Source organism: Pseudomonas sp. S2_B10 (assembly GCF_054668425.1).
The window spans coordinates 2122122-2148035 of sequence record NZ_CP162768.1; the positions used below are offsets into that span (position 1 = coordinate 2122122).

Below are 25914 nucleotides of genomic sequence, written 5' to 3' on the forward strand. Positions count from 1 at the left end.
AGACAGAACATTTAGCGATCAGGGCTGACAATGCTAGTGCCCCGACCGCCAAATGACCACGACTAACCGTTAACGGAATGGCGGCTCGTCGAAGCTGCGCAACTTGCGCGAGTGCAGCGAGTTGAGTTCGGTACGCAGCAGATCCACCGCTTCGATGCCGATTTTCAAATGCTGGCTGACCGCGCGTTCATAGAAGGCGTTGGCCGAGCCCGGCAGTTTGATTTCGCTGTGCAGCGGCTTGTCCGAAACGCAGAGCAACGTGCCGTACGGCACCCGCAAGCGATAACCCTGCGCTGCAATCGTGCCGCTTTCCATGTCCACCGCAACCGCGCGGGACAGGTTGATCAGCGGTCGTTCCTGAGCCCAGCGCAGTTCCCAGTTGCGGTCGTCGTAGGTCAGAACCGTGCCGGTGCGCAGGCGCTTCTTCAGATCGTCGCCCTTCTCGCCGGTGACATTCGCCGCTGCCTGTTGAAGCGCAAGCTGCACTTCGGCCAGTGCCGGGATGGGAATATTGGGCGGCACCACACGATCAAGAATGCCGTCGCGGCGCATGTAGGCGTGGGCCAGCACGTAATCGCCGATGGTCTGCGACTGACGCAGGCCACCGCAGTGGCCGATCATCAGCCAGCAATGCGGACGCAGCACCGCCAGGTGATCGGTGATGTTCTTGGCGTTGGACGGGCCGACGCCGATGTTCACCAGTGTGACGCCGTGGCCGTCGCTGGCGATCAGGTGATAGGCCGGCATCTGGTAACGGTGCCAGACCACGCCGGCGGCAATCGCCGAGGCTTCGCCGTGATCCATGCTCTTCTCGATGATCACGTTGCCCGGCAGGACCATGCGCACGAAACGCGGATCGCGGCGCAACTGCTCCAGACCATGAACGATGAACTGATCGACGTAGCGATGGTAGTTGGTCAGCAGAATCCACGGCTGCACATGGCGCCAGTCGCTGCCGGTGTAATGCACCAGACGGCGCAGCGAGAAATCCACGCGCGCCGCATCAAACAGCGCCAGCGGCAGCGGATCGGTGTTTTCCCAGTCGTAGAGGCCGTCGGCAATGCCATCGGTCGCGGCGGACAGATCGGTACTCGGGAACACCCGCGCCAGCACCGCCGCAGTGACGCCGGAACCGGCCAGTTCATCGCCCTGCTCGACTACGTACGGATAAGGAATGTTCTGCTGGCTGACGCCGACTTCGACGGTCACGGTGAAGTCGTGCATCAACGGCGTCAGTTGTTCGAGCAGGTATTTGCGAAACGCCGCCGGGTGGGTGACGGTGACGCTGTAAGTGCCCGGCAACTGCACCTTGGCGTAAGCGCGGGTGGTCTGCGGCACTTCGCCCTGGCAGTGGTAGGTCAGACGCAGTTCGGGATAACGAAACAGGGCACGCTGTTCGGCGTCGGGTTCGACGCGGTCCTTGAGGTAACGCTTGAGGGCAGAATTCAGCGCAGTGGTGGCCCGCTCATGCAGCTCGGCCAGACGATCCACGGCTTGTTCGGCGGTTTGAACGACAATAAACGCTTCGGTCACGATCAGCTTCCTGTGTTCTGACTTGCAGAGCTTCATCTTGCCTGCATCGTGGACGCACGGGAACAGTGGCGTTGTGGCGACACTTAAATCTGCAGACCAATGATGTCCTCTGTGGGAGCGAGCCTGCTCGCGAATGCGGTGGATCATCCAATAAAGATGTCGACTGACACACCGCTTTCGCGAGCAGGCTCGCTCCCACAGGGGGGATATGACGTGGGTCAGAAAAGCTGAGGGGTCGAGCGTGCGACGATGGCTTCGACGTCCAGCCCACGCGGCAACCCGCCGTAGACGCGACCGCCACCGCCACCGCTCAGGCGGCTGGCAATGAAAGCATCACTGACCGCCGAATTCCCCGCCTCCAACAGAAGTTTGGCCTGCAACCCAAGCGCAATGTCTTCAGTCAGTTGCCGCGCTCGATACTGAATTTCACTGGTGTCCTTGAATTCCGCCTGCAACTGCTGGATATGTGCGGCCAGACGCTTGTCGCCATGGCCGTCGCCCAGTTCGCTGAACAGCACATCGAGCACGCCCGGTTCTTTTGACAATGCGCGCAGCACGTCGAGACATTGCACATTCCCCGACCCTTCCCACGTCGAATTCACCGGCGCTTCGCGGTACAGACGCGGCAGGATGCTGTCTTCGACATAACCGGCGCCGCCCATGCATTCGGCGGCTTCGTTGATCATTCCTGGCGCACGTTTGCAGATCCAGTATTTGCCCACCGCCGTCACCAGCCGCGCGAATTGCGCTTCGTGGCGATCATCCAGATGATCGAGCGCCTTGCCCATGCGCAGACTCAGGGCCAGCGCGGCTTCGCTCTCCAGCGCCAGATCGGCCAGCACGTTTTGCATCAGCGGCTGCTCGCTGAGCAATTTGCCGCCGACCTTGCGATGCGCGCAGTGATGGCTGGCCTGGGTCAGCGCCTGGCGCATCAGCGAACTGGAACCGACCATGCAATCGAAACGGGTCATCGCCACCATCTCGATAATGGTCGGCACGCCGCGCCCTTCTTCGCCGATCATCCACGCCAGCGCCCCACGAAACTCCACTTCGCTGGAGGCGTTGGACTGGTTGCCGAGTTTGTTTTTCAGACGCTGAATGTAGAACTGATTGCGCGTGTCTTCCGGGCGATGGCGCGGCAGCAGGAAGCAACTCAAGCCCTTGTCGGTTTGCGCCAATGTCAGGAAGGCGTCGCACATCGGCGCCGAGCAGAACCACTTGTGCCCGACCAGTTCATAAGCCTGACCCGGGCCGCTGGCGCCGACCGGATAAGCCTTGGTGGTGTTGGCGCGAACATCGGTGCCGCCCTGCTTCTCGGTCATCGCCATGCCGATGGTCACGCCGGCCTTGTGCGCCATGCCGACATTGCGCGGATCGTATTCGGTGGCGAGGACTTTCGGCAGCCACTGTTCGGCCAGGTCCGGCTGCAAGCGCAGGGCCGGCACGCTGGCGAAGGTCATGGTCAACGGGCAACCGCTGCCGGCCTCGGCCTGGCTGTGCAGATATGTCATCGACGCGCGGGCGACATGTGCGCCGTCCTGCGGGTGTGCCCAAGGCAGCGAGGTCAGGCCATGTTTGATCGCCGTGCGCATCAGCTCGTGGTAGGCCGGGTGAAATTCGACCAGATCGATGCGATGACCATAGCGATCATGGCTGGCGAATACCGGTTTGTTCTGGTTGGCGAGAAACCCCGCTTCCATCAGCGGCCCGCCCGCCAGTGCGCCGTAGGCATCGATCCGCGACTCGGCCCAACCGGCGCCAAAGCGCCGCGACCACTCCTGCAGCGGCAGATCGATGCGGTACAGGTTGGTGCCGTCCAGCGACGGCGGCTGATTGGTGACTTCGTGGGTTTCGGCGAACTGATGCAGGTTCATGACGGCGCTCCGTGTTCAGCAATGGCACCAGTTAAGCACTGGTGCTTTTTTGAACAAAGTGTCATAGACGCCGTTTTTGCGGCGCTTTTACCCCATCAGCAACTGAGCACGCGGCGCTGCAACGCAGCCTGCAGATCCTCGAATTTGACCGGTTTGTGCAGATAGTCGATAGGCGCGCCCGGGGCGCATTGCTCGCGATCCGCACCCAGCGCCAGCATGAATACCGGCAAGTGCGCACAGCCCGGCAATGCATGGATCTGGCAGCACAGCGATGCGCCTTCGTGGCGGGGCAACTGGCAATCGATCAGCACCGCATCGAAGCTTTCCCGTTGCAGGCAGTCCAGCGCGGCGGCGCCGTTGTCAGCGCTGCGCACGCGGAAACCGAGCTTGAGCAACATGCCACGCATGACCAGTTGATTGACGCTGTTGTCGTCCACCAGCAGCACCGTGCAGTCCTGCGGCGCACGAATGCAATCGCGGGTCGGCTGATCCGCAGGCGCTTCGATCACCGGCAGTTCGAATTCGACATCGAGCTGGAAGCGGCTGCCGCGTCCCGGCTCGGAACGATGGGTGAGTTTGCCGCCGAGCAATTCGACCAGCTGCCGACAGATCGCCAGCCCCACCCCCAGGCCGCCGTATTCGCGAGTCATCGAACCATCGAGCTGGAAGAAACGCTGATACAGGGTCGCCTCGCCCAGATCAGTGAAACCGATACCGGTGTCGATCACCGCAAACGACAGCGCCATGCGCTCATCCGCCGACGGCCGCCCGGTAACGCGCAGTGCCAGCCCGCCGACGCGGGTGAACTTGATCGCATTGTCCAGCAGGCATTCCAGGCACTGCGCCAGTTTCGCGCTGTCGCCGAGCAAGCGATCCGGCAGGGTCGGCAGCACCTCGACCTTGAAGTCCAGCGACTTGCTCGCTGCATTACCTTCGAACTGCACGCGCAACGCCTCGACCACTGCGCGCAGGCTGAAACTGCCCGGCGTCGCCTTGAGTTTGCCGGCCTGCAATTCAGTGAGCGTGAGGATGCCATTGACCATGCGCATCATGTCGCGGGCAGAACCGGCGGCGGTTTGTTGATATTGCTCAAGCTCGGGATCGAGGTCGACGGTCTGCATCAGTTCCAGCGAACCGATCACGCCGTTCATCGGCGTGCGCAGTTCGTGGGTCAACGTCGCGAGGAATTCATCCTTGAGCTTGTTGCTGTGGGCCAGTTGCTGGTTGAGCACTTCGAGTTTCTGCCCGGCGTCGAACAAGGTCTGCGCCTGTTGTTCGCGCATCGCGTTGATGCGGTCGGCCAGCGCCAGCGACAGCAGCGCCACCTCGATGGCCGAACCGATCTGGCTGGCGTACATGGTCAGGAACACGTTGGGCAGCAGGCCCAGCACCATCAGCGTATTGACGATGCCGCCGAGCAGGAACGCCGACCAGGCGATGATGAAGTAACGCGCCACACGCAGGCCGCGCCACCAGGCAAGAATCCCGGCGGCAAAGATCACCACGGTGAAGGTCAGCGCCAGTGTGGTCGCCAGGCGCAGGGCCAGGGCGTAACTGGTCATCAGCGACAGGCCGATCACCAGCGCACTGAAGGCAATCAGGCCGATCAGCAAGCGATCCAGCCAGGGGCTGTGGGTCTTGGTCTGCAGGAAACTGCGGGCGAACTGGCTGCCGAACAGACCGGCGCAACCGATGAAGAACGGTGTCGCGGCGTTGGCCCACCATGGGTTGTCCGGCCAGAAATACTCGACCGCCGCGCCATTGACCGACAATTGATAGAGGCCGAACGAGCCGATATAGAAGATGTAATAGAGGTAACTGGTGTCGCGCACGCTCAAGTAGATGAACAGGTTGTAGACCAGCATCCCCAGCAGCACGCCATAAATGATGCCGAGTACATACAGGCGCACCGGTTGGTCTTCGAGGTATGCGCTGCTCGACCACAACGTCACCGGCGCCTGGATCGAGCCTTCGCTGGCCAGTCGCAGGTACAGCGTCTGCTGTTGATCCGGTTTGAAGGGAAGGTCGAACAGGTAGTTGTTCTGGCGGATCTCGCGACTGGCGAAGGGCAAGGCATCGCCGGTCTGGCGCACCAGCCGGTATTCGCCGTTGGCGCCAGGCAAGTACAGATCGAGGTGATCAAGCGGCGGATACGCCAGTTCCAGCAGCCAGGTGCGCTGGGCGGCCGGGTTGCTCGGGCGGTAATGCAGGTCGATCTTCAGCCAGAACGCCGAACGCGAGTAACCGGCGTTGAGCGTGGCTTTGTCGTGGGCTTTGAACTGGCCGGCGGCGTCTTGCGCGCGGACGTCGGCAATCGTCGCCTGACCGCTCGGGTCTTCGAACACTTGCAGCGATCGGCCCAGTGGCAGGCTTTGGGTGAATTCGTCGAATTCGACAGCGCTCGCCATGAGGGGCAAGCAGAACAGCAACATCAGCAAATAGCGCATTGAAGCCCCAGCGTGGCTCGTCCGGTTGTGTCAGGAAGCCCCCCATTCCCTTTGAGTAGACGTAAAACCGGTATTACCTGTGATTGTTTGGATCCAGCCTAGCATAGCCGTTGATGGCCATTGAGCACCATGGAAATTTTTCCTACAACGGCTCTAGAACGGGCGTTCCAGGGCAAAGCACTGAGATAGAGCTGTTGGGTTGGTCAACTCGCGACGACAGCCTCCTTGATAGATGACCAATTGTGGCGAGGGGATTTATCCCCGTTCGGCTGCGAAGCAGTCGCCAGTCCATCCAGCGAGATGTGTCAGAAAGAACCGGATTGCAGGGTTTGGGGCCGCTTCGCAGCCCAACGGGGATAAATCCCCTCGCCACAAATGTGCTCCAAATAAAGACTGCGGGGTTGTCCGACAATCTGCTCGCAAACACCGTGAGTACTGAACCCCAAAATCAGCTTTGGTGGTAAGCTCGCGCACCATGAATATCTACAGCTCCCGCCCCGTTGTCCTCTGTCTCTCCGGCCACGACCCCAGTGGTGGCGCCGGCTTGCAGGCAGATATCGAAGCCTTGCTCGCGCAGGGTTGCCATGCGGCTCCGGCCGTCACCGCCCTGACCGTGCAAGACACCGTCAACGTCACTGACTTCCGCGTCCTCGACCGTGAATGGGTACTGGCCCAGGCCAACGCCGTGCTCAACGACTCCGAAGTCGCCGCAGTGAAACTGGGCATGCTCGGTTCGCTGGAGATGGTCGACACGGTCGTCGAACTGCTCTCGGCGCACCCGCATCTGCCGGTGGTCTGCGACCCGGTGCTGCGTGCCGGCGGCGGCGGACGCCTGGGCAAGGACGAGGTCGGCTATGCGATGCGCGAGCGTCTGCTGCCGCTGTCGATCATTGCCACGCCCAATCTTCCTGAAGCGCGCATCCTCGCCGAACTGCCTGAAGGCACAGCCGACGAGTGCGCAGAAAAACTCCTGCCATTCGTCAAAAACCTGCTGATCACCGGCGGCCATGGCGACGAAACTGAAATCCACAACCGCGTGTACAGCCGCGACGGCCTGCGCGAAACCTTTATCTGCCAGCGCCTGCCGGGCAGCTATCACGGCTCCGGTTGTACGCTGGCCAGCGCCCTCGCCGGTCGCCTGGCTCAGGGCGAACACCTGGCCAGTGCCGTGCGCAGTGCGCTGGATTACACCTGGCGCACTTTGCGCGATGCCGAACAACTGGGCAAAGGCCAGTTCGTGCCGCGTCGCCTGCCGCTGGATTTCTGCTCGTAACGTCGTGAGGTCTGCCCGATGAAACTACGTGGCCTGTATGCCATTACCGACAGCCAGTTGCTGGCCGGCAAGTTTCTGTCTTACGTGGAGGCGGCGCTCGACGGCGGCGTCACCCTGCTGCAATACCGCGACAAGAGCAGCGACGAGGCCCGCCGTCTGCGCGAGGCCGAAACGCTGCGCAACTTGTGCGAGCGCTATAAAACGCAGCTGATCATCAACGATGACGCCGAACTGGCCGCGCGCCTCAACGTCGGCGTGCACTTGGGCCAGACCGACGGCCCGCTGTCGCCGACCCGCGCCCTGCTCGGCTCGAAAGCCATCATCGGTTCGACTTGTCACGGGCAAATCGCCCTGGCCGAACAAGCCGCTAAAGAAGGTGCGAGTTATGTCGCCTTCGGCCGCTTCTTCAATTCCACCACCAAACCCGGTGCGCCGAGTTGCAGCCTCGACTTGCTCGACGAAGCCAAACGCACGCTGCACTTGCCGATCTGCGCGATCGGCGGCATCACCCTCGATAACGCCGCGCCACTGGTCGAGCACGGTGTCGATCTGCTCGCCGTGATCCACGGTTTGTTCGGCGCCGAGAGCAGCGCCGAAGTGACCCGCCGCGCCCGCGCCTTCAACGAACTTCTGAAAATCTGATTTGAGAGCCCGATCATGTCTCGTTCCGAAACCCTGTTTGCCAATGCTCAGAAACACATCCCCGGCGGCGTCAACTCGCCGGTGCGCGCGTTCAAGAGCGTCGGCGGCACCCCGCTGTTCTTCAAACACGCCGAAGGCGCTTACGTCACCGACGAAGATGACAAGCGTTATGTCGATTACGTGGGTTCGTGGGGGCCAATGATCCTTGGCCACAGCCATCCGGACGTGCTCGACGCGGTGCGCAATCAGCTGCAACACGGCCTGTCCTACGGCGCACCGACGTCGATGGAAACCGAGATGGCCGATCTGGTCTGCTCGCTGGTGCCGTCGATGGAGATGGTGCGCATGGTCAGCTCCGGCACCGAAGCGACCATGAGCGCGATCCGACTGGCCCGTGGTTACACCGGTCGCGACAGCATCATCAAATTCGAAGGCTGCTACCACGGCCACTCCGACAGCCTGCTGGTCAAGGCCGGTTCCGGCGCTCTGACCCAGGGCGTACCGAGCTCGGCCGGCGTGCCTGCAGCGTTCGCCAAACACACCCTGACCCTGCCGTTCAACGACATCGACGCGGTTGAAGCGATGCTCGCCGAAGTGGGCGAGGACGTGGCGTGCATCATCGTCGAGCCGGTCGCCGGCAACATGAACTGCGTGCCGCCGGCGCCAGGCTTCCTCGAAGGTTTGCGTTCGCTGTGCGACAAGCATGGTGTGGTGCTGATTTTCGACGAAGTGATGACCGGTTTCCGCGTCGCCCTCGGCGGTGCCCAGGCGCACTACGGCGTGACGCCGGACCTGACCACGTTCGGCAAGATCATCGGCGGCGGTATGCCGGTGGGCTGCTTCGGTGGCAAGCGCGAGATCATGCAGCGCATCGCCCCGCTCGGTTCGGTGTATCAGGCAGGTACGTTGTCGGGTAATCCGCTGGCGATGGCTGCCGGCCTGACGACCTTGCGTCTGATCAGCCGCCCGGGTTTCCACGCCGAATTGACCGACTACACCGCGCGCATGCTCGACGGTCTGCAACAGCGTGCCGATGCTGCGGGCATCCCGTTCGTGACCACCCAGGCCGGCGGCATGTTCGGTCTGTACTTCAGCGGCGCCGATGACATCGTCACCTTCGACGACGTGATGGCCAGCGACGCAGCAATGTTCGGTCGCTTCTTCCACTTGATGCTGGAAGGTGGCGTGTACCTGGCGCCGAGCGCTTTCGAAGCCGGTTTCACCTCGATCGCCCACGGCGAAGCCGAGTTGCAACTGACGCTGGACGCCGCCGAGCGCGCCTTCGCCGCATTGAAATAATCGCCGTACCGCTGACGTTGGCTATGGCCAGCGTCAGCTTTCGCCTACATCCGCTCGGTTTTTCCGACATGCCTGCGAAAATCCTGCCCGAATCGGGCGATATATTCCCCACGCAGCAGAAAAACGAGTAAAGACTTTGTAAGGTTGGCCCTGCTTATTTCATAATGCGCGCTTATTGGATCCCTCGACGGGTCCGCGTGCCCTTCAGAGGTAAGTCGATTCCCATGAACCGCACCGGCCGCACCCTTGCATTGGGCTGCCTGTTGCTCCTTCAGCCCCTGCTCGCGCATGCACAAGCAGGCGGCAACTCGTTGTTGATCCCGGCGATGGGTCGTTGCACCCTCAATACTCAGCCGCAAGACGTCACGCAGGCACTGGCCGCCTGCCAGAAAGCGGCGGACGAAGGGGACGCGCAAGCGCAATACGAGTTGGGTGAGTTCTACTACGACGGCAAGAACGCGCCGCGCGACCTCAATCAAGCCCTGAGCTATTTCGAAAAGGCCTCGCTGCAAGGCCACGCCCAGGCGCAATACAAGCTCGGCAGCATGTTCTTCCACGGTGAAGGTGTGCAGGCCAACAATATCCAGGCCTACATCGTGCTGAAGATGGCAGCGGTCAACGGTGCCGAAGAGGCGCTGGACACGGCCGACGAAGTCTCGGAAAAGATGTCCCGCGAGGATCTCGAAACCGCCACTCAGGTGCTCGGGCAGATTTTCCGCAAATACCTGATGGAACTGCAGAACGCCGATGGGCGTACGCCGTTTTCACCTCTTCCCTGATTTTTGCGCCGACCATTCTGGCCTCTTCGCGAGCAGGCTCGCTCCCACAGAGGATCTTCTGAACACTGGAGATCTACTGTGGGAGCGAGCCTGCTCGCGAATGGGGGCTACGCGGTCTTGAAGCTTACTTTTCAGGCATCGGCATCGGAAACGGCATGACATTGCCGACCGCGCCCCGGGCCTCGCTGATTTTCGGCGTGCCCAGACGTTCCACTTCATCGATGCGCACGATCGAATGCATCGGTACAAAGCTGCGCACCACGCCTTCGAATTGCGCCTTGAGCTTTTCTTCGCTCGGATCGACGACCATTTGCGTGCGCTCGCCAAAGACGAATTCTTCAACTTCCAGGAAACCCCACAGATCACTTTGATAGATCTGCTTGGCGTACATTTCGAACACCTGGCCCTGGTTGAGGAAAATCACCTTGTAGATTGGAGCTTCGCGTTTGGTCATGGCGGGCGGATAACATCGGGGTAAAAATGAGGGCGCGAACTATAGCATAGCCACCGGACGCACAGCGGTAGGAACCTGACGGCTTGTTCCCTATAATGCGCGGTTCTTTGAATCACGTGACGACCGAATCCATGGCCAAGAAGCTTTACATCGAAACCCACGGTTGCCAGATGAACGAGTACGACAGCTCGCGCATGGTCGATCTGCTGGGCGAACATCAGGCCCTGGAAGTCACCGCTCGCGCGGAAGACGCCGACGTGATTCTGCTCAACACCTGCTCGATCCGCGAACGCGCGCAGGATCGCGTGTATTCGCAGCTCGGCCGCTGGCGCGAACTGAAGCTGGCCAACCCCGACATGGTCATCGCCGTCGGCGGTTGCGTGGCCAGTCAGGAAGGCGCAGCGATTCGCGATCGCGCTCCGTACGTCGACGTGGTGTTCGGCCCGCAGACCCTGCACCGTCTGCCGGAAATGATCGACGCCGCGCGCAGCAGCAAGCTGCCGCAGGTCGACGTCTCGTTTCCGGAAATCGAAAAATTCGACCACCTGCCCGAGCCGCGTATCGACGGCCCGAGCGCTTATGTGTCAGTGATGGAAGGTTGCAGCAAGTACTGCACGTTCTGCGTGGTGCCGTATACCCGTGGTGAAGAAGTCAGCCGGCCGTTCGACGACGTGATCGCGGAAATCATTCACCTTGCCGAACACGGCGTGCGTGAAGTGACCTTGCTCGGGCAGAACGTCAACGGCTATCGCGGCCAGACCCACGACGGTCGCCTGGCCGATCTGGCCGAACTGATCCGCGTGGTCGCCGCTGTCGATGGCATCGACCGCATCCGCTACACCACGTCGCACCCGCTGGAGTTCTCCGACAGCCTGATCCAGGCCCACGCCGAAGTGCCGGAACTGGTCAAGCACCTGCACTTGCCAGTGCAGTCGGGCTCGGACCGGATTCTCGCGGCGATGAAGCGCAACCACACGGCGCTGGAATACAAATCCAAGCTGCGCAAACTGCGCGCTGCGGTGCCAGGAATCTGCATCAGTTCGGACTTCATCGTCGGCTTCCCCGGTGAAACCGAGAAAGACTTCGAGCAGACCATGAAGCTGATTGCCGATGTCGGCTTCGATTTCTCCTACTCGTTCGTCTACAGCCAGCGCCCGGGCACGCCCGCTGCCGATCTGGCCGATGACACACCGGAAGAATTGAAGAAAGAACGTCTGAACGCGCTGCAACATCGTTTGAATCAACAGGGCTTCGAAATCAGCCGACAAATGGTCGGCTCGATCCAGCGCATTCTGGTGACCGATTATTCGAAGAAAGACCCAGGCGAGCTCCAGGGCCGCACCGAGAATAATCGTATCGTCAACTTCCGCTGCGACAATCCCACCCTGATCGGCCAGTTCGCCGATGTGCACATCGACGCCGCGCAACCGCACTCGCTGCGTGGTTCGCTGGTTCAATAACACCATCGCATTGTGGATGGGGCTTCTGTGGTGAGGGGATTTATCCCCGATGGTTGGCGCAGCCGACCCAAAACCTGCAATCCGGGTGATCTGATACACCTCTGATAATGGTTTCAGGACCGCTTCGCGTCCCATCGGGGATAAATCCCCTCACCACAAATGACCCCGCCAGCCACAGAGAATGGGTTCGAAAGCAGCGTCGATATTTAAGAGCTTTCGCACCCAGGCCACTGGCGTTATCCTTGATTTCATCCTAATTGCCCCAGGGCGGCTAAATACGACCTTGAACGCACCCATCGAACCACATCGTTTTCTCCTCGAGCCTTTTGAGGCTCGCCGCTTCGCCAATCTGTGCGGGCAATTCGACGAGCATTTGCGCTTGATCGAACAGCGCCTGGCCATCGAGATCCGCAATCGCGGAAACCAGTTCGAGCTGATTGGCGATCCAAAACTCACCACGTCCGCGGAAAACCTGCTGCGCCGCCTGTACCGGGAAACCAAGGGTACCGAGCTGTCGCCAGACCTGGTGCACCTGTTCATTCAGGAATCAGCAGATATCGACAACCCGGCCCCTGCCGAAGCGACCGTCGCCCTGCGCACCAAGAAAGGCATGATTCGCCCACGCGGCTTGAATCAGCAGCGCTACGTGAAGGAAATCCTCGGCAACGACATCAACTTCGGCATCGGCCCGGCCGGTACCGGCAAGACCTATCTGGCCGTGGCCTGCGCGGTAGATGCGCTGGAGCGCGAGCAGATCCGCCGCATCCTGCTGGTGCGTCCGGCAGTCGAAGCGGGAGAAAAGCTCGGCTTCCTGCCCGGCGATCTGTCGCAGAAGATCGACCCGTACCTGCGCCCGCTCTACGACGCGCTGTACGAAATGCTCGGTTTCGAATACGTCGCCAAGCTGATCGAGAAACAGGTGATCGAAGTCGCGCCGCTGGCCTACATGCGCGGTCGTACGCTGAACAACAGCTTCATCATTCTCGACGAAAGCCAGAACACCACCGTCGAGCAGATGAAGATGTTCCTCACGCGCATCGGCTTCGGCTCCACCGCCGTGATCACGGGCGACATCACCCAGGTCGACCTGCCGCGCGGCACCAAGTCCGGGCTGCACCATGTGATCGAAGTGCTCAAAGACGTGCCGGGCATCAGCTTCACCCACTTCCAGCCCAAGGACGTCGTGCGGCACCCGTTGGTGCAGCGGATTGTCGAGGCCTACGAGCGCTTCGAAACCCGTGCCGAAGCCGCGAAGGAAGCCTCGCGCGATGCTTGAGCTGGATCTGCAAATCGCCACCGAGGCCAGCGCGCCGAGTGAAGCCGAGTTCCGTCAGTGGTGCGAACTGGCCCTGCGCCAGCGCAGCGCCGATTCGGAAATGACCATTCGTCTGGTCGACGAGGAAGAAGGCCGCGAGCTCAATCACACCTGGCGCCACAAGGACTACGCGACCAACGTGTTGTCGTTCCCGGCGGAAGTGCCTGACGAGTTTCTCGATATCCCGCTGCTCGGCGATCTGGTGATCTGCGTGGCCGTGGTCGAACGCGAAGCCGCCGAGCAGGGCAAGGAACTAAAGGCCCACTGGGCACATCTGGTCATTCACGGCTGCTTGCATCTGCTGGGTTACGACCATATAGATGACGACGAAGCCGAAGAAATGGAAGCGCTGGAACGCGAGTTGCTTGCTGAACTGGGCTATCCCGATCCGTACGCGGACGACGAAACCGAACACTCCCCCATCGTTACAACAAAGGATTCAGAGTAATCGCTATGAGCGAAGATCGATCGAGCAACGGGCAGAAGTCATGGCTGGGTAAACTGACCCAGGCTTTTGCCCACGAGCCGAAGAACCGTCAGGAGCTCCTCGAGCTGCTGCGTGATGCACATCAGAACAAACTGCTGGACAGCGAAGCGCTGGCCATCGTCGAAGGCGCCATCCAGGTGGCTGACCTGCAAGTGCGCGACATCATGGTGCCGCGCTCGCAGATGGTCAGCATCAAGGCGACCCAGACACCCCGCGAATTCCTCCCCGCCGTAGTCGACTCGGCCCACTCGCGCTATCCGGTCATCGGCGAAAGCCATGACGACGTGATGGGCGTACTGCTGGCCAAGGATCTGCTGCCGCTGATCCTCAAGGAGAACGGCGACAGCTTCAACATCAAGGACCTGCTGCGCCCGGCCACCTTCGTGCCGGAGTCCAAGCGTCTGAACGTGTTGCTGCGTGAGTTCCGCGCCAACCACAACCACATGGCCATCGTCATCGACGAATACGGCGGTGTGGCCGGTCTGGTGACAATCGAAGACGTGCTCGAGCAGATCGTCGGCGACATCGAGGACGAGCACGACGTCGAAGAAGACAGCTACATCAAGCCGCTGCCCAGCGGTGATTTCCTGATCAAGGCGCTGACGCCGATCGAGAACTTCAATGAGTTCTTCGACAGCGAGTTCTCCGACGACGAGTTCGACACCGTCGGCGGCCTGGTGATGAGCGCGTTCGGGCACTTGCCAAAACGCAACGAAACCACTGAAATCGGCGCTTATCGTTTCCGCATCCTGAACGCCGACAGCCGTCGGATTCATTTGCTGCGACTGACGCCTATCGCTCGTTAATTCTAAGGACTGAAATGCGCTGGACAACCCGCCCCGGCTGGCCCGGTAACCTGCTGGCCGTGGCGGCCGGTGCAATCACCACATTCGCTCTCGCACCGTTCGACATCTGGCCGCTGGCATTGCTGGCGGTTGGTCTGTTCTATGCCGGTTTGCGTGAGCTGAGCCCGCGTCAGGCGCTCGGCCGTGGCTGGTGCTTCGGCTTCGGCCTGTTCGGTGCCGGCACCAGTTGGATCTATTACAGCATTCATCATTTCGGCGGCGCTTCGGTGTTGCTCGCCGGGTTCCTGATGCTGCTGTTCACCGCGGCGATTGCCTGGTTCTTCGCCCTGCCCGCGTGGCTGTGGGCGCGCTGGTTGCGGCGTAACGAAGCACCGCTGGCGGATGCCTTGGCCTTTGCAGCGCTGTGGGTCGGCCAGGAAGCGTTTCGTGGCTGGTTCCTTACCGGTTTCCCGTGGCTGTATTCCGGTTATAGCCAGCTCGACGGCCCGCTGGCCGGGCTCGCGCCGGTGGGCGGCATGTGGCTGGTCTCGTTTGTTCTGGCACTGACCGCAGCGCTGATCTACAACGCGCCGCGCTTGTTGCACGCTCGTCGCAAGGTTTTCATCGCGGCCGGTCTGGTACTTCTGGCGGGGCCTTGGGTGGCGGGCATTGTCCTCAAGGGCCACGCGTGGACCAGCCCGTCCGGCGCACCGCTGACGGTCGCCGCGATTCAGGGCAATGTCGCGCAAAGCATGAAATGGGACCCGGCCGAACTCAACGCGCAACTGGCGCTGTACCGTGATCTGAGTTTCCGCTCCAAACCGGTCGATCTGCTGATCTGGCCGGAAACCGCCGTGCCGGTGTTGAAGGAGTCCGCCGAGGGCTACCTGACGATGATGGGCAACTTCGCCGCCGAGCGTAAGTCGGCGTTGATCACCGGCGTGCCGATCCGCCAGACCGTGCATCACGAACGGCGCTTCTTCAACGGCATCACCGTGGTCGGCGAAGGCGACGGCACTTACCTGAAGCAGAAACTGGTGCCGTTCGGCGAGTACGTGCCGTTGCAGGACGTGTTGCGCGGCTTGATCGCGTTCTTCGACCTGCCTATGTCGGACTTCGCCCGCGGCCCGTCGGATCAAGCGCTCTTGCAAGCCAAGGGTTACCAGATTGCACCGTTCATCTGCTACGAGGTGGTCTATCCGGAATTCGCCGCCGGGCTGTCGGCACGCAGCGACCTGCTGCTGACGATCAGCAACGACACCTGGTTCGGCACGTCGATCGGCCCGCTGCAGCATTTACAGATGGCGCAGATGCGCGCGCTGGAAGCCGGACGCTGGATGATCCGCGCGACCAACAACGGCGTTACTGGCCTGATCAACCCGTTCGGCCAGATCACCGAACAGATTCCGCAGTTCGAACAAGGTGTGCTGTACGGCGAAGTGGTACCGATGCACGACCTGACGCCGTATCTGCAATGGCGCTCGTGGCCGTTGATCGCGTTGTGCCTGCTGCTGTTTGGCTGGGCGCTGATGGCGAGCCGGATGTCGAAGACCCTCTGAGAAATATGACGAGGGGATTTATCCCCGCTGGAGTGCGCAGCAGTCCCCTCTTCTGAAGGTAAGAAAGGGGTCGCTACGCGCCCCATCGGGGATAAATCCCCTCGCCACAATGATCTTCAGCGGTAAAACAACGAATACCCCACCTGCCCCACCGCTTCATTGAGCAATTGCCCGCTCTGCCAGATCGACTTGAATTCCGGCAACCAGCCGCCAAACGGGCGAGCGTTATCCGTACCGAGGAACCCCACCGGTGCCGGCACCACCTCGAAACCCGCCTGCTCAAAGCTCCACACTGCACGCGGCATGTGCCACGCCTGCGTCACCACGACGACCCGCTTGATCCCCTGCGGCAAGAGGATATCTGCCGTCATCTTCGCGTTCTCCCATGTGGTGCGACTCTCGCCTTCCTGCCAGCGCACCGTTACGGCGAAATCATCACGCAACGAATCCGCCATCAATTTCGCTTCGGTCGGCGGCGTGCCGTAGTGCAGGCCGCCGCTGGTCAGAATCGGCAGGCCCGAGGCCTTGGCCAGGCGCGCCGCGTAACGCTGCCGCTCCAGTCCTATGCCGGTCGGCTGGTCTTCGCCCCAGGCGATGTCTCCACGCTCGCGCCCCGAGCCCAGCACCACAATCGCATCGGCACGTTGCGCCAAGGTCGTCCACTCTGACCGCGCCAGCGGCGGCTCACGTTCCAGCGCCTTGGCGCTCCACTGCACGACCACCGGCAGGCTCATCAGCAGCAGGCCACCAAAACCGACGGCAAAACACACGCCAGCCAGGCGTGGCCGCGAACGGCGCAGCCACCAGGCGACCAGCAACAGCAGCAAAAGAATGCCGGGCGGCAATAAAAGTTGTTTGATGAAATAGCGAAAGGGCATCGGGCATCTCCAAAGATGCCCGAAGCCTAAAAGTGTTGATTACGCGTTACAACCATTAGGCGGGATCCTGTTGCAAAAGATCCGTTTCCTGACCTGCCATGCGCTTACTTGGCCTGCACAGAACGCACCTTGCCGGTGTCTCTGCGCGGCGCCTTGTCCTTGAGCCAGATGACCTTGGCCGAATGTGCTGCATCGAGTTGCTTCACTGCTTGAGACAGGCATCCCTGCGTTTCACGTTCACTGCGATCCAGATAGGCCTTGACCAGTTTGAACTCGGCGGGGCTCAAGCCACGCAATTCCAGTTCCAGGGGGCGCTCGTCGCGCAGCCGGTCAGCGGTTTTCACGGCGTCCAGCGCCATGCCCAGACGATCGATCAACCTTTCATACAGCTCGGGTTTCGTTACGTTCTTTTTCCGTTGCTCCACCATCCCTCACCTCATTGAAGATAAGACTCACTCCCCAATTAGAGCTTAGCTTCACTGCACGAACCGGCTACACGCCGCGACCAACGGCCCTCGTCGCCCAAAAGCTCTGGCAAACAGCTGTAATCAGGGTTTCCCTCGGCCAAGCGCGGTCATGTATGCTACGGCGCTTCCTGTCATTCCACTTCCAGCGCACCCGGGCCATCCCGGATGCTGCCGTCGAAGAGGATTAGGCCACCCCTATCCAGTACAAAAGTAGCCATGCACGAACAATATCAGCCACGTGAGATCGAAGCCGCCGCCCAGTCGTTCTGGGATGAGCAAAAGTCCTTTGAAGTCAGTGAACAGCCAGGCAAGGAAACCTACTACTGCCTGTCGATGTTCCCTTACCCCAGCGGCAAGCTGCACATGGGCCACGTGCGCAACTACACCATTGGCGATGTGATCTCGCGCTACCAGCGCATGCAGGGCAAGAATGTTCTGCAGCCAATGGGCTGGGATGCGTTCGGCATGCCGGCGGAAAACGCCGCAATGAAAAACAACGTAGCGCCCGCCAAGTGGACCTACGAGAACATCGCCTACATGAAGTCGCAGCTGCGCAGCCTCGGCCTCGCGGTGGACTGGTCCCGTGAAGTGACCACCTGCAAGCCGGACTACTACCGCTGGGAACAATGGCTGTTCACGCGCCTGTTCGAAAAAGGCGTGATCTATCGCAAGAACGGCACCGTGAACTGGGACCCGGTCGACCAGACCGTTCTGGCCAACGAGCAAGTCATCGACGGCCGTGGCTGGCGCTCCGGCGCGCTGATCGAAAAGCGCGAAATCCCGATGTACTACTTCAAGATCACCGCTTACGCCGACGAGCTGCTGGAAAGTCTCGACGAACTGACTGGCTGGCCTGAACAGGTCAAGACCATGCAGCGCAACTGGATCGGCAAGTCCCGTGGCATGGAAGTGCAGTTCCCGTACAACGTCGATTCGATCGGCGAAGCCGGCACCCTGAAAGTCTTCACCACCCGTCCGGACACCCTGATGGGCGCGACCTACGTCGCCGTCGCTGCCGAGCACCCGCTGGCCACCCTGGCCGCGCAGAACAATCCCGAGCTGCAAGCGTTCATCGCTGAATGCAAGGGCGGCAGCGTTGCCGAAGCAGACGTCGCCACCCAGGAAAAGAAAGGCCTGCCGACCGGCCTGTTCGTCGAGCACCCGCTGACCGGCGAAAAGCTCCCGGTATGGGTCGCCAACTACGTGCTGATGCACTACGGCGACGGCGCGGTCATGGCGGTTCCGGCGCACGACGAGCGCGATTTCGAATTCGCTCACAAATACAACCTGCCGGTGAAATCGGTGGTGCGCACCAGCTCCGGTGACACCAACCCGGCGCCGTGGCAGGACGCCTATGGCGAGCACGGCACGCTGATCAACTCCGGCGAGTTTGACGGCCTCGACTTCGCCGGCGCGTTCGACGCCATGGAAGTGGCCCTGATCAAGAAACAACTGGGCGCCTCGCGCACCCAGTTCCGCCTGCGCGACTGGGGCATCAGCCGCCAGCGCTACTGGGGCTGCCCGATCCCGATCATCCATTGCGCCGCGTGCGGCGACGTGCCGGTGCCGGAAGATCAACTGCCGGTCGTGTTGCCGGAAGACGTGGTGCCGGACGGCGCAGGTTCGCCGCTGGCGCGCATGCCCGAGTTCTACGAATGCAGCTGCCCGAAATGCGGCGCGCCGGCCAAGCGCGAAACCGACACGATGGATACCTTCGTCGAGTCGTCGTGGTACTACGCCCGCTACGCCTCGCCGCACTTTGAAGGTGGCCTGGTGGAGAAATCCGCAGCCGATCACTGGCTGCCGGTGGATCAGTACATCGGTGGTATCGAACACGCCATTCTCCACCTGCTTTACGCGCGCTTCTTCCACAAGCTGATGCGTGACGAAGGTCTGGTCAGCTCCAACGAGCCGTTCAAGAACCTGCTGACCCAAGGCATGGTGATCGCCGAGACTTACTATCGTCGCGAAGCCAATGGCGCCTACACCTGGTTCAACCCGGCGGACGTGGAACTGGAGCGTGACAGCAAAGCCAAGGTGATCAGCGCCAAGCTGAAATCCGACGGCCTGCCGGTGGAAATCGGCGGTACCGAGAAGATGGCCAAGTCGAAGAACAACGGCGTCGACCCGCAGTCGATGATCGACCAGTTCGGCGCCGACACATGCCGTCTGTTCATGATGTTCGCTTCGCCGCCTGACATGAGCGCGGAATGGTCCGATTCCGGCGTTGAAGGTTCGCACCGCTTCCTCAAGCGCGTCTGGCGTCTGGCGCAAGCCCACGTCACCCTGGGTTTGCCGGGCAAACTGGATATCGCCGCGCTGAGCGACGAGCAGAAAACCGTGCGTCGTGCGATTCACCTGGCGATCAAGCAGGCCAGCCATGACGTCGGCCAGAACCACAAATTCAACACCGCCATCGCCCAGGTAATGACGCTGATGAACGTGCTGGAAAAAGCCGCCCAAGGCACCGAACAGGACCGCGCGCTGCTGCACGAAGGTCTGGAAGCGGTGACCCTGCTGCTGGCGCCGATCACCCCGCACATCAGCCATGAACTGTGGAAGCAGTTGGGTCACGCCGATGCGGTGATCGATGCAGGCTGGCCGGCCGTGGACGAAAGTGCCTTGGTGCAGGACAACCTGACCCTGGTCATTCAGGTCAACGGCAAGCTGCGCGGGCAGATCGAAATGCCGGCCAGTGCCACTCGCGAAGAGATCGAAGCCGCCGCGCGCATCAACGAGAACGTGCTGCGTTTCGTCGATGGCCTGACCATTCGCAAAGTGATCGTGGTGCCGGGCAAACTGGTCAACATCGTCGCCAGCTAAATTGGATCGGGTGCCGGGCTCGCCTGGCACCCAGTAAAACCTTTCGGGCCGCAGAGTCGGCTCACCTGGTTTCAAGGGGAGCAACACAATGATCAAACGCAATCTGCTGGTGATGGGCCTCGCCGTTCTGCTGAGCGCCTGCGGTTTCCAGTTGCGTGGTACCGGCACCAACGAACTGTCGATCAAGGAAATCGACCTGAGCGCGCGTAACGCTTATGGCGAAACCGTAAGACAGCTGCGTCAGACGCTGGAGTCCAGCGGCGTCAAGGTTTACAGCGGCGCGCCGTACAAGCTGTATCTGGCTGACGAGCAGGAAAGCCAGCGCATCCTCAGCTATGCCGGTGCCGGGCGCACAGGCGAGTATCAGGTCAACACTGTGCTGAGCTATGACATCCGCGGCGAGAAAGACCTGTCGCTGATCAGCGACAAGCTCGAAGTGCAGAAGGTGTTCATTCACGACGGCAACAACCTCGTCGGCTCCGATCAGGAAGCCAACGACGCCCGTCATGAAATCCGTCGCGAGCTGGTGCAACGCATGATGCTGCGCCTGTCGCAGCTGACCCCGGGCCAGTTGCAGCAACTGCAGCAAACCGCCAACGACCGCGCCAAGGCTGAAGCCGATGCGCTGGAAGCGGCGCAGAAGGCTGAGGCGGAAACTCCGCGTCAGTCGCCGCTCGAAATCCCGCAGCAGTAAGACGGCCGGGGCGCTCAGGCGCCCCGCTCGCCCTTCCTTATGAAGCTCGCTCCCGCGCAACTCGGCAAACACCTGCAAGGCGCACTTGCGCCGGTCTACATCATCAGCGGCGATGATCCGTTGCTGTGTCAGGAAGCCGCCGACGCCATCCGCACCGCTGCTCGCCAGCAAGGTTTCGACGAACGTCAGGTCTTCGCCGCCGACGCCAATTTCGATTGGGGTACGTTGCTGCAGGCCGGCGCAAGCATGTCGCTGTTCGCCGAAAAACGCCTGTTGGAACTGCGCCTGCCGTCCGGTAAGCCTGGCGATAAAGGCGCCGCCGCGCTGATCGAATACTGCTCGCGTCCTGCGGAAGACACGGTTCTGCTGATCAGCTTGCCGAAGCTCGATGGCAGCGCGCAGAAAACCAAGTGGGGCAAGGCACTGGTCGAAGGCCAGCAAACCCAGTTCGTGCAGATCTGGCCGGTGGATGCCAATCAGCTGCCGAGCTGGATTCGTCAGCGCCTGTCCCAGGCAGGTCTGTCGGCCAGTCAGGACGCCGTCGAATTGATTGCCGCGCGTGTCGAAGGCAACCTGCTCGCCGCCGCACAGGAAATCGAAAAGCTCAAGTTGATGGCCGAAGGTGGGCAGATCACCGTCGAAACCGTGCAGGCCGCCGTGGCCGACAGTGCCCGGTTTGACGTGTTCGGCCTGACCGACGCGGTGCTCAACGGCGAACCGGCGCACGCGTTGCGCATGCTTGAAGGCCTGCGCGGTGAAGGCGTCGAGCCGCCGGTGATCCTCTGGGCATTGGCGCGGGAGTTGCGCCTGCTGGCCAACATCTCCCTGCAATACAGCCAGGGCACGCCACTGGACAAATGCTTCAGCCAGTCGAAACCGCCGGTCTGGGACAAGCGCAAGCCGCTGATGAGCAAGGCGCTGCAACGTTACTCGGCGCAACGCTGGGCACAGTTGCTGCTCGAAGCGCAGCGCATCGATGCGCAGATCAAGGGCCAGGCGGCGGGTTCACCGTGGATGAGCCTGAGTCGGTTGGCGCTGTTGATGGCTGGCCAGCGATTGTCTTTGCCTGCCGAATAAGGCAGTCGACCGCGTAGCGTCCATTCGCGAGCAGGCTCGCTCCCACAGCTGACCGCGTACCAATGTGGGAGCGAGCCTGCTCGCGAAAGCGCCAGAATATTCCTACGCATGAGCTACTGGACAGATGCGCCACATCGGCAGATTATTCCCGGCGCAAAACCACCACACCGAGATAACCCTCATGAGCAAAAAGCCAGCAAAGCATGGCCCCAACAAGGCCAAATCCATCGTCGCCCAGCCCTTGTTCCGCAGCCGCCAGGAACGACCTTCCAAGGGCAAAGGCAGCTACCGCCGCGAAGCCTTCCGGTCTGACAACCGGGAGGCTTTTTACTTTCTGGCTGCCTGAAGCGCACTACCCCTCGCTCATGTTAAGGTCTGCACCTGATTCGTTTCCCCTGGAACTGTGCATGCCCACAAGTCTTTCCCGTCGTTGGCCCGTGCGCCAATTGATCGCTGCCTCCAGCTTCATCCTGCTTGTCGCCTGCGCGGAAAAACCCACCGCCGCCGATGCACAACCGCTTCAAGCCGCCCCGGTCACCACGGCCCCAGCGATCATTCCGCCGGTAGTGCCGTCCGCCGACCCGCTCGATATTCAACCGACCCAGACCTTTGCCGAATGGCAGGCGGGTTTCCGCAAGGACGCCCTCGCCGCCGGGATTCGCCCCGAGCTGTTCGATCAGGCATTTGCCAATATCAGCTTCGACGCCAGCGTGATTCGCGCCGATCGCAGTCAGCCGGAGTTTTCCCGCCCGGTGTGGGAATACCTCGACGGTGCGCTGTCGCCACTGCGCGTCCGCAAGGGCCAGGCGCTGATCAATCAGTACGCCGACATTCTGCAAAGCATCGAGCAGCGTTATGGCGTTGATCGCCAGGCGCTGGTGTCGGTGTGGGGCATGGAAAGCAATTTCGGCCAGTTCCAGGGCAGCAAGTCGGTGATCAATTCGCTGGCCACCCTCGCCTACGAGGGGCGTCGTCCGGGCTTTGCTCACGCGCAACTGATCGCCGCCCTGCAGATTCTGCAACAGGGCGATATCACCCCGGAGAAGATGCTCGGTTCCTGGGCCGGCGCGATGGGCCAGACCCAATTCATTCCGACCACCTACAACACCCACGCCGTGGACTTTGACGGTGACGGCCGCCGCGACATCTGGGGCAGCCCGAGCGACGCGTTGGCTTCGACTGCGCATTACCTGCAAAGCTCGGGCTGGCAGCGTGGCCAGCCGTGGGGCTTCGAAGTGCAATTGCCGAGCGGCTTCAACTACACCCTGGCCGATGGCGCGATTCGCAAAAGCGTCGCCGAATGGCGGCAACTGGGTGTGAACCTGCCCAATGGTGCGCAGGTGCCAGCCGGCTCCGAACAACTGTCCGCTGCCCTGCTGCTGCCGGCCGGTTATCGTGGCCCGGCGTTCCTGATCCTCGACAACTTCCGGGCGATTCTCAAATACAACAATTCGTCGTCGTATGCGCTGGCGGTGAGCCTGTTGTCCGAGCGTTTCGAAGGCGCGGGCCTGATCAATGGCAGTTGGCCTAAAGATGATCTGCCGCTGAGCCGCACCGAACGCATCGAACTGCAGACGCTATTGAGCGCGCGTAATTACGACGCTGGCACGGCGGACGGGATTATCGGCGCCAATACGCGCAAAGCGATTCGCAGTGCCCAGCAGGCGCTGGGCTGGCCGGCGGATGGTTATCCGACGCACAAGTTGCTTGAGAGCCTGCGCAACCAATAGAGCAAATCAAAAGATCGCAGCCTTCGGCAGCTCCTACAGGACGATCATCAATCCCATGTAGATACTCTGTTCACGGTCAAGCTTTTTGGGTGTGTTTATCGCTAAAAAGCTTGGCTGTACTGAAGTCTTCGCCTGCCCGCATGCAGGCCCATAGTCCGGTCAGGTATTTGCGCATGACTGCGACAATAGCCTGCATCTTCCTCTTTCCTCGAGCCACCAAGGCTTCGTAAAACGCTTTAACGTTCGGGTCGCAACGTATGGCGGTCAGCGCAGGCATGTACATCGCTGATCGCAAATAGGCATTGCCGCCCTTACTTATCCGGCCGGGTTTATCAATGCTGGTGCCTGATTGCGTGAGTCGGACATCGAGTCCGGCATGGCGGCTGACCTGCGCTGACTTGAGCGTTACCGGTAAGGTCGTCAGTTCAGCCAGCGCCGCAAATACTGAGATCTCACCCATGCCAGGGGCGGCGATCATGTGGGCGAACTGGGCGCTCAACGTTGGGCAGTTGTCGATCAATGCACGACCCGCTAGTCGGAAACGCTCGATTCGTTTGTCAAAGGCGTTGATGGCTTCTTCTTCGTCTTCAATCAGCATCAGAAGAGTTGTTTGAGTGGCTTTTAGTGCATGCAGCTCGTTTTTGGCGCGGGTGCGATGACCCGTCAAACGATTGATGTGGCGACCGATAGCGCGTAGCTCAAGCTGTATTGAAGTGGGCGGCGTCCACAACCTTGGGCTCATGCGTTCGCCGTACTCAGCTAATAACTGGGCATCGATTGCGTCCGTTTTGCTGTTTTTCAGCATCAGTTTTGCAAAGTTGTGAAAACTCTTCGGATTGATAACCGAGACTGGCAAACCCGCCGCAGCGAGCTCCATGGCCAAGTCCAGATAGTAGATTCCTGTGGCTTCCATCACCACAGACATAGGCTTGAGCTCAAGCAATTTGCCGACAGCAGCTTTGCGCCCCGCCGGTGTCTGGTCGATATTGCACTGACCTGCAAAGCGGCCGCCATTGCGCCAGCCCATCGCTGTAGTGCGAGATCCCACATCCAAGCCGACGTGCATGTTCATGCTTTCAACTCCAAGAGAACTGAGTTAAAAATGCTTCCTGGTTCCCCTGACCTCGAACTTCATGCCACTGCAACCTTGTAATGCGAAGTCCGACTCGTCGGCTTCTCGATACTCTTCGTGGTGGGCAATGAGGCGGGGGGACCTCTCTACATACAAGGTCAGGAGCAAGTCCTGCCTTAAGGAGCGATCGGTCTCCCCCAGAAACACATCTTCGTATGTCGCACCAGCGAGCTTAGATCTCATTCATGCTGGTGTGTGGGGAACATACAAGGAGCTGCCGAAGGCTGCGATCTTTTGCCTCCCGAATTATCGGATGACCACATCCTGCTCCAGCAGCAACTCCTGCTTCCCTGCATCCAGGCGCACCAGCGCGCCCAACGGCAGTGTCAGGTTCGGGTCGCAATGGCCACTGCGCCAACCCGACAGCACCGGAATTCGCAACGGCTCAAAGGTTTGCTTGAGCAGGCGATTCAGCGCGTTGACCTCCACTCCGGCGATATCACCGACCAGCACACCGCGCAGTCTGGCCAGCTTGCCGGCCAGACGCATCTGGGTCAGCAACCGATCAATCCGATACAGCGGCTCGTTGATGTCTTCGATAAACAGAATCACCCCTTCGACATCAATCTCGTAGGGCGTGCCGAGGGTTGCAGCAATCATCGCCAGATTGCCGCCAAGCAGCCGCCCGTGAGCGATGCCCGGTTCGACGGTTGATAATGGATAAGCCGCCGGATGGCTCAGCACACTCCCTGACTTCATTTGCCCGCGCAGCATGGCGAAGAATGAGGTGACGGTAGGCGGTTCCTTGTCGCCCAGCAGGTCGGCATTGAGCAGCGGCCCGTGAAAGGTCACAAATCCGGCGTAGCGACTGATGGCCAGGTGCAGCGCGGTGATATCGCTGTAGCCGATAAAGGGTTTGGCGTGCCGGCTGAGCAGGTCGTAATCGATTCGGTCCAGCAGGCGCGGCGTGCCGTAGCCGCCGCGCAGGCAAATGATCGCGTCGACTTCAGGATCAGCGAATGCCGCGTGCAGATCGCGCAGGCGTACGTCGTCACTGCCCGCCAGATAGCCGTCCTTCTCATAGACACCGGGAAACACCTTCAGCCCATAGCCGCGCGCGCGCATCCATTGCAGCGCTTTTTCAGTGTCGAGGGCGCCGGGGCCGGCAGGCGCGATGACGCCGATCGTCCCTTCGGAGGGCAGCGCCGGTACGGCTCGGTGGGCAACGAGGGTGTGGCTCGGTCGAACGGTCATCCTTGGGCTCCA

The 25914-nt window shown here is 61.1% G+C and carries 22 protein-coding genes; 14 read left to right on the plus strand and 8 right to left on the minus strand.

Translation table 11 applies throughout. The annotated features are described in order from the left end of the window. Positions 1-69: 69 nt before the first annotated feature. The 3 genes from amn to AB4O45_RS09475 form a co-directional block, all read right to left on the minus strand. The gene (gene amn, locus AB4O45_RS09465; protein ID WP_016773051.1) at positions 70-1569 is read right to left on the minus strand and encodes an AMP nucleosidase; all 1500 of its coding nucleotides are present in this window, start codon (positions 1567-1569) and stop codon (positions 70-72) included. Between the two features lie 182 nt (positions 1570-1751). Then, the gene (locus AB4O45_RS09470) at positions 1752-3407 is read right to left on the minus strand and encodes an acyl-CoA dehydrogenase family protein (protein ID WP_460161339.1); all 1656 of its coding nucleotides are present in this window, start codon (positions 3405-3407) and stop codon (positions 1752-1754) included. A 95-nt stretch (positions 3408-3502) separates the two neighbouring features. Next, positions 3503-5854, minus strand: coding sequence for a hybrid sensor histidine kinase/response regulator (locus AB4O45_RS09475; RefSeq protein WP_252876954.1), 2352 nt, complete (start codon positions 5852-5854; stop codon positions 3503-3505). A gap of 475 nt (positions 5855-6329) precedes the next feature. Here AB4O45_RS09475 and AB4O45_RS09480 point away from each other — a divergent pair, with 475 nt between their 5' ends. From AB4O45_RS09480 to AB4O45_RS09495, 4 genes are all read left to right on the plus strand, one after another. Then, positions 6330-7127, plus strand: a complete 798-nt coding sequence (locus tag AB4O45_RS09480) for a hydroxymethylpyrimidine/phosphomethylpyrimidine kinase (RefSeq protein ID WP_007909650.1) — start codon at positions 6330-6332, stop codon at positions 7125-7127. A gap of 18 nt (positions 7128-7145) precedes the next feature. Continuing rightward, a complete protein-coding gene (gene thiE, locus AB4O45_RS09485; protein WP_056790629.1) occupies positions 7146-7769 on the plus strand; it encodes a thiamine phosphate synthase in 624 nt (207 codons plus the stop codon). A 15-nt stretch (positions 7770-7784) separates the two neighbouring features. Next, positions 7785-9068, plus strand: a complete 1284-nt coding sequence (gene hemL / locus AB4O45_RS09490; protein ID WP_460161340.1) for a glutamate-1-semialdehyde 2,1-aminomutase — start codon at positions 7785-7787, stop codon at positions 9066-9068. A gap of 224 nt (positions 9069-9292) precedes the next feature. After that, the gene (locus tag AB4O45_RS09495; RefSeq protein ID WP_041477733.1) at positions 9293-9847 is read left to right on the plus strand and encodes a tetratricopeptide repeat protein; all 555 of its coding nucleotides are present in this window, start codon (positions 9293-9295) and stop codon (positions 9845-9847) included. A gap of 124 nt (positions 9848-9971) precedes the next feature. Here AB4O45_RS09495 and AB4O45_RS09500 read toward each other — a convergent pair whose 3' ends face one another. After that, positions 9972-10301, minus strand: a complete 330-nt coding sequence (locus AB4O45_RS09500) for a DUF1820 family protein (protein WP_016773045.1) — start codon at positions 10299-10301, stop codon at positions 9972-9974. Between the two features lie 131 nt (positions 10302-10432). Here AB4O45_RS09500 and miaB point away from each other — a divergent pair, with 131 nt between their 5' ends. The 5 genes from miaB to lnt all read left to right on the plus strand — a co-directional run bounded on the left by miaB (position 10433) and on the right by lnt (position 15907). Next, complete coding sequence (gene miaB / locus AB4O45_RS09505; protein WP_041477732.1) at positions 10433-11761, plus strand: tRNA (N6-isopentenyl adenosine(37)-C2)-methylthiotransferase MiaB; 1329 nt, start codon at positions 10433-10435, stop codon at positions 11759-11761. 283 nt (positions 11762-12044) lie between these two features. Beyond that, positions 12045-13037, plus strand: coding sequence for a PhoH family protein (locus tag AB4O45_RS09510; protein WP_016773043.1), 993 nt, complete (start codon positions 12045-12047; stop codon positions 13035-13037). Next, positions 13030-13524 (plus strand): rRNA maturation RNase YbeY, encoded by a 495-nt coding sequence (gene ybeY, locus AB4O45_RS09515; RefSeq protein ID WP_016773042.1) that lies wholly within the window; start codon positions 13030-13032, stop codon positions 13522-13524. The genes AB4O45_RS09510 and ybeY overlap by 8 nt, the downstream gene beginning before the upstream one ends. 5 nt (positions 13525-13529) lie before the next feature. After that, positions 13530-14369 carry an HlyC/CorC family transporter gene (locus AB4O45_RS09520; RefSeq protein WP_024014438.1) on the plus strand — a complete coding sequence of 280 codons (840 nt, stop codon included), beginning with the start codon at positions 13530-13532 and terminating at the stop codon, positions 14367-14369. A gap of 14 nt (positions 14370-14383) precedes the next feature. After that, entirely contained in the window at positions 14384-15907 is a 1524-nt protein-coding gene (gene lnt, locus AB4O45_RS09525) for an apolipoprotein N-acyltransferase (protein WP_460161341.1), read from the plus strand. A 116-nt stretch (positions 15908-16023) separates the two neighbouring features. On the opposite strand, the gene AB4O45_RS09530 is transcribed toward lnt, so the two are convergent. Continuing rightward, positions 16024-16785 carry a YdcF family protein gene (locus AB4O45_RS09530; RefSeq protein ID WP_150742306.1) on the minus strand — a complete coding sequence of 254 codons (762 nt, stop codon included), beginning with the start codon at positions 16783-16785 and terminating at the stop codon, positions 16024-16026. A gap of 104 nt (positions 16786-16889) precedes the next feature. Next, positions 16890-17213, minus strand: a complete 324-nt coding sequence (locus AB4O45_RS09535; RefSeq protein ID WP_024014441.1) for a hypothetical protein — start codon at positions 17211-17213, stop codon at positions 16890-16892. 255 nt (positions 17214-17468) lie between these two features. Here AB4O45_RS09535 and leuS point away from each other — a divergent pair, with 255 nt between their 5' ends. The 5 genes from leuS (at position 17469) to AB4O45_RS09560 (ending at position 23576) form a co-directional block, all read left to right on the plus strand. Continuing rightward, positions 17469-20075, plus strand: a complete 2607-nt coding sequence (gene leuS, locus AB4O45_RS09540; RefSeq protein ID WP_252878951.1) for a leucine--tRNA ligase — start codon at positions 17469-17471, stop codon at positions 20073-20075. An 88-nt stretch (positions 20076-20163) separates the two neighbouring features. Then, positions 20164-20769 (plus strand): LPS-assembly lipoprotein LptE, encoded by a 606-nt coding sequence (locus AB4O45_RS09545; protein ID WP_252868342.1) that lies wholly within the window; start codon positions 20164-20166, stop codon positions 20767-20769. A gap of 39 nt (positions 20770-20808) precedes the next feature. Further along, positions 20809-21846, plus strand: coding sequence for a DNA polymerase III subunit delta (holA, locus tag AB4O45_RS09550; RefSeq protein WP_041477726.1), 1038 nt, complete (start codon positions 20809-20811; stop codon positions 21844-21846). Positions 21847-22027: 181 nt separating this feature from the next. Next, on the plus strand, positions 22028-22192 hold the full coding sequence (gene arfA, locus AB4O45_RS09555) for an alternative ribosome rescue factor ArfA (protein ID WP_095181898.1): 165 nt from the start codon (positions 22028-22030) through the stop codon (positions 22190-22192). Between the two features lie 61 nt (positions 22193-22253). Further along, positions 22254-23576: a lytic murein transglycosylase gene (locus AB4O45_RS09560; protein WP_460161342.1), complete on the plus strand. Its 1323-nt coding sequence runs from the start codon at positions 22254-22256 to the stop codon at positions 23574-23576. 76 nt (positions 23577-23652) lie between these two features. Here AB4O45_RS09560 and AB4O45_RS09565 read toward each other — a convergent pair whose 3' ends face one another. Both AB4O45_RS09565 and AB4O45_RS09570 read right to left on the minus strand, forming a co-directional pair. Next, entirely contained in the window at positions 23653-24648 is a 996-nt protein-coding gene (locus AB4O45_RS09565) for an IS110 family RNA-guided transposase (RefSeq protein WP_460066159.1), read from the minus strand. 306 nt (positions 24649-24954) lie between these two features. Then, complete coding sequence (locus AB4O45_RS09570) at positions 24955-25902, minus strand: S66 peptidase family protein (RefSeq protein ID WP_256810269.1); 948 nt, start codon at positions 25900-25902, stop codon at positions 24955-24957. Positions 25903-25914: the final 12 nt, after the last annotated feature.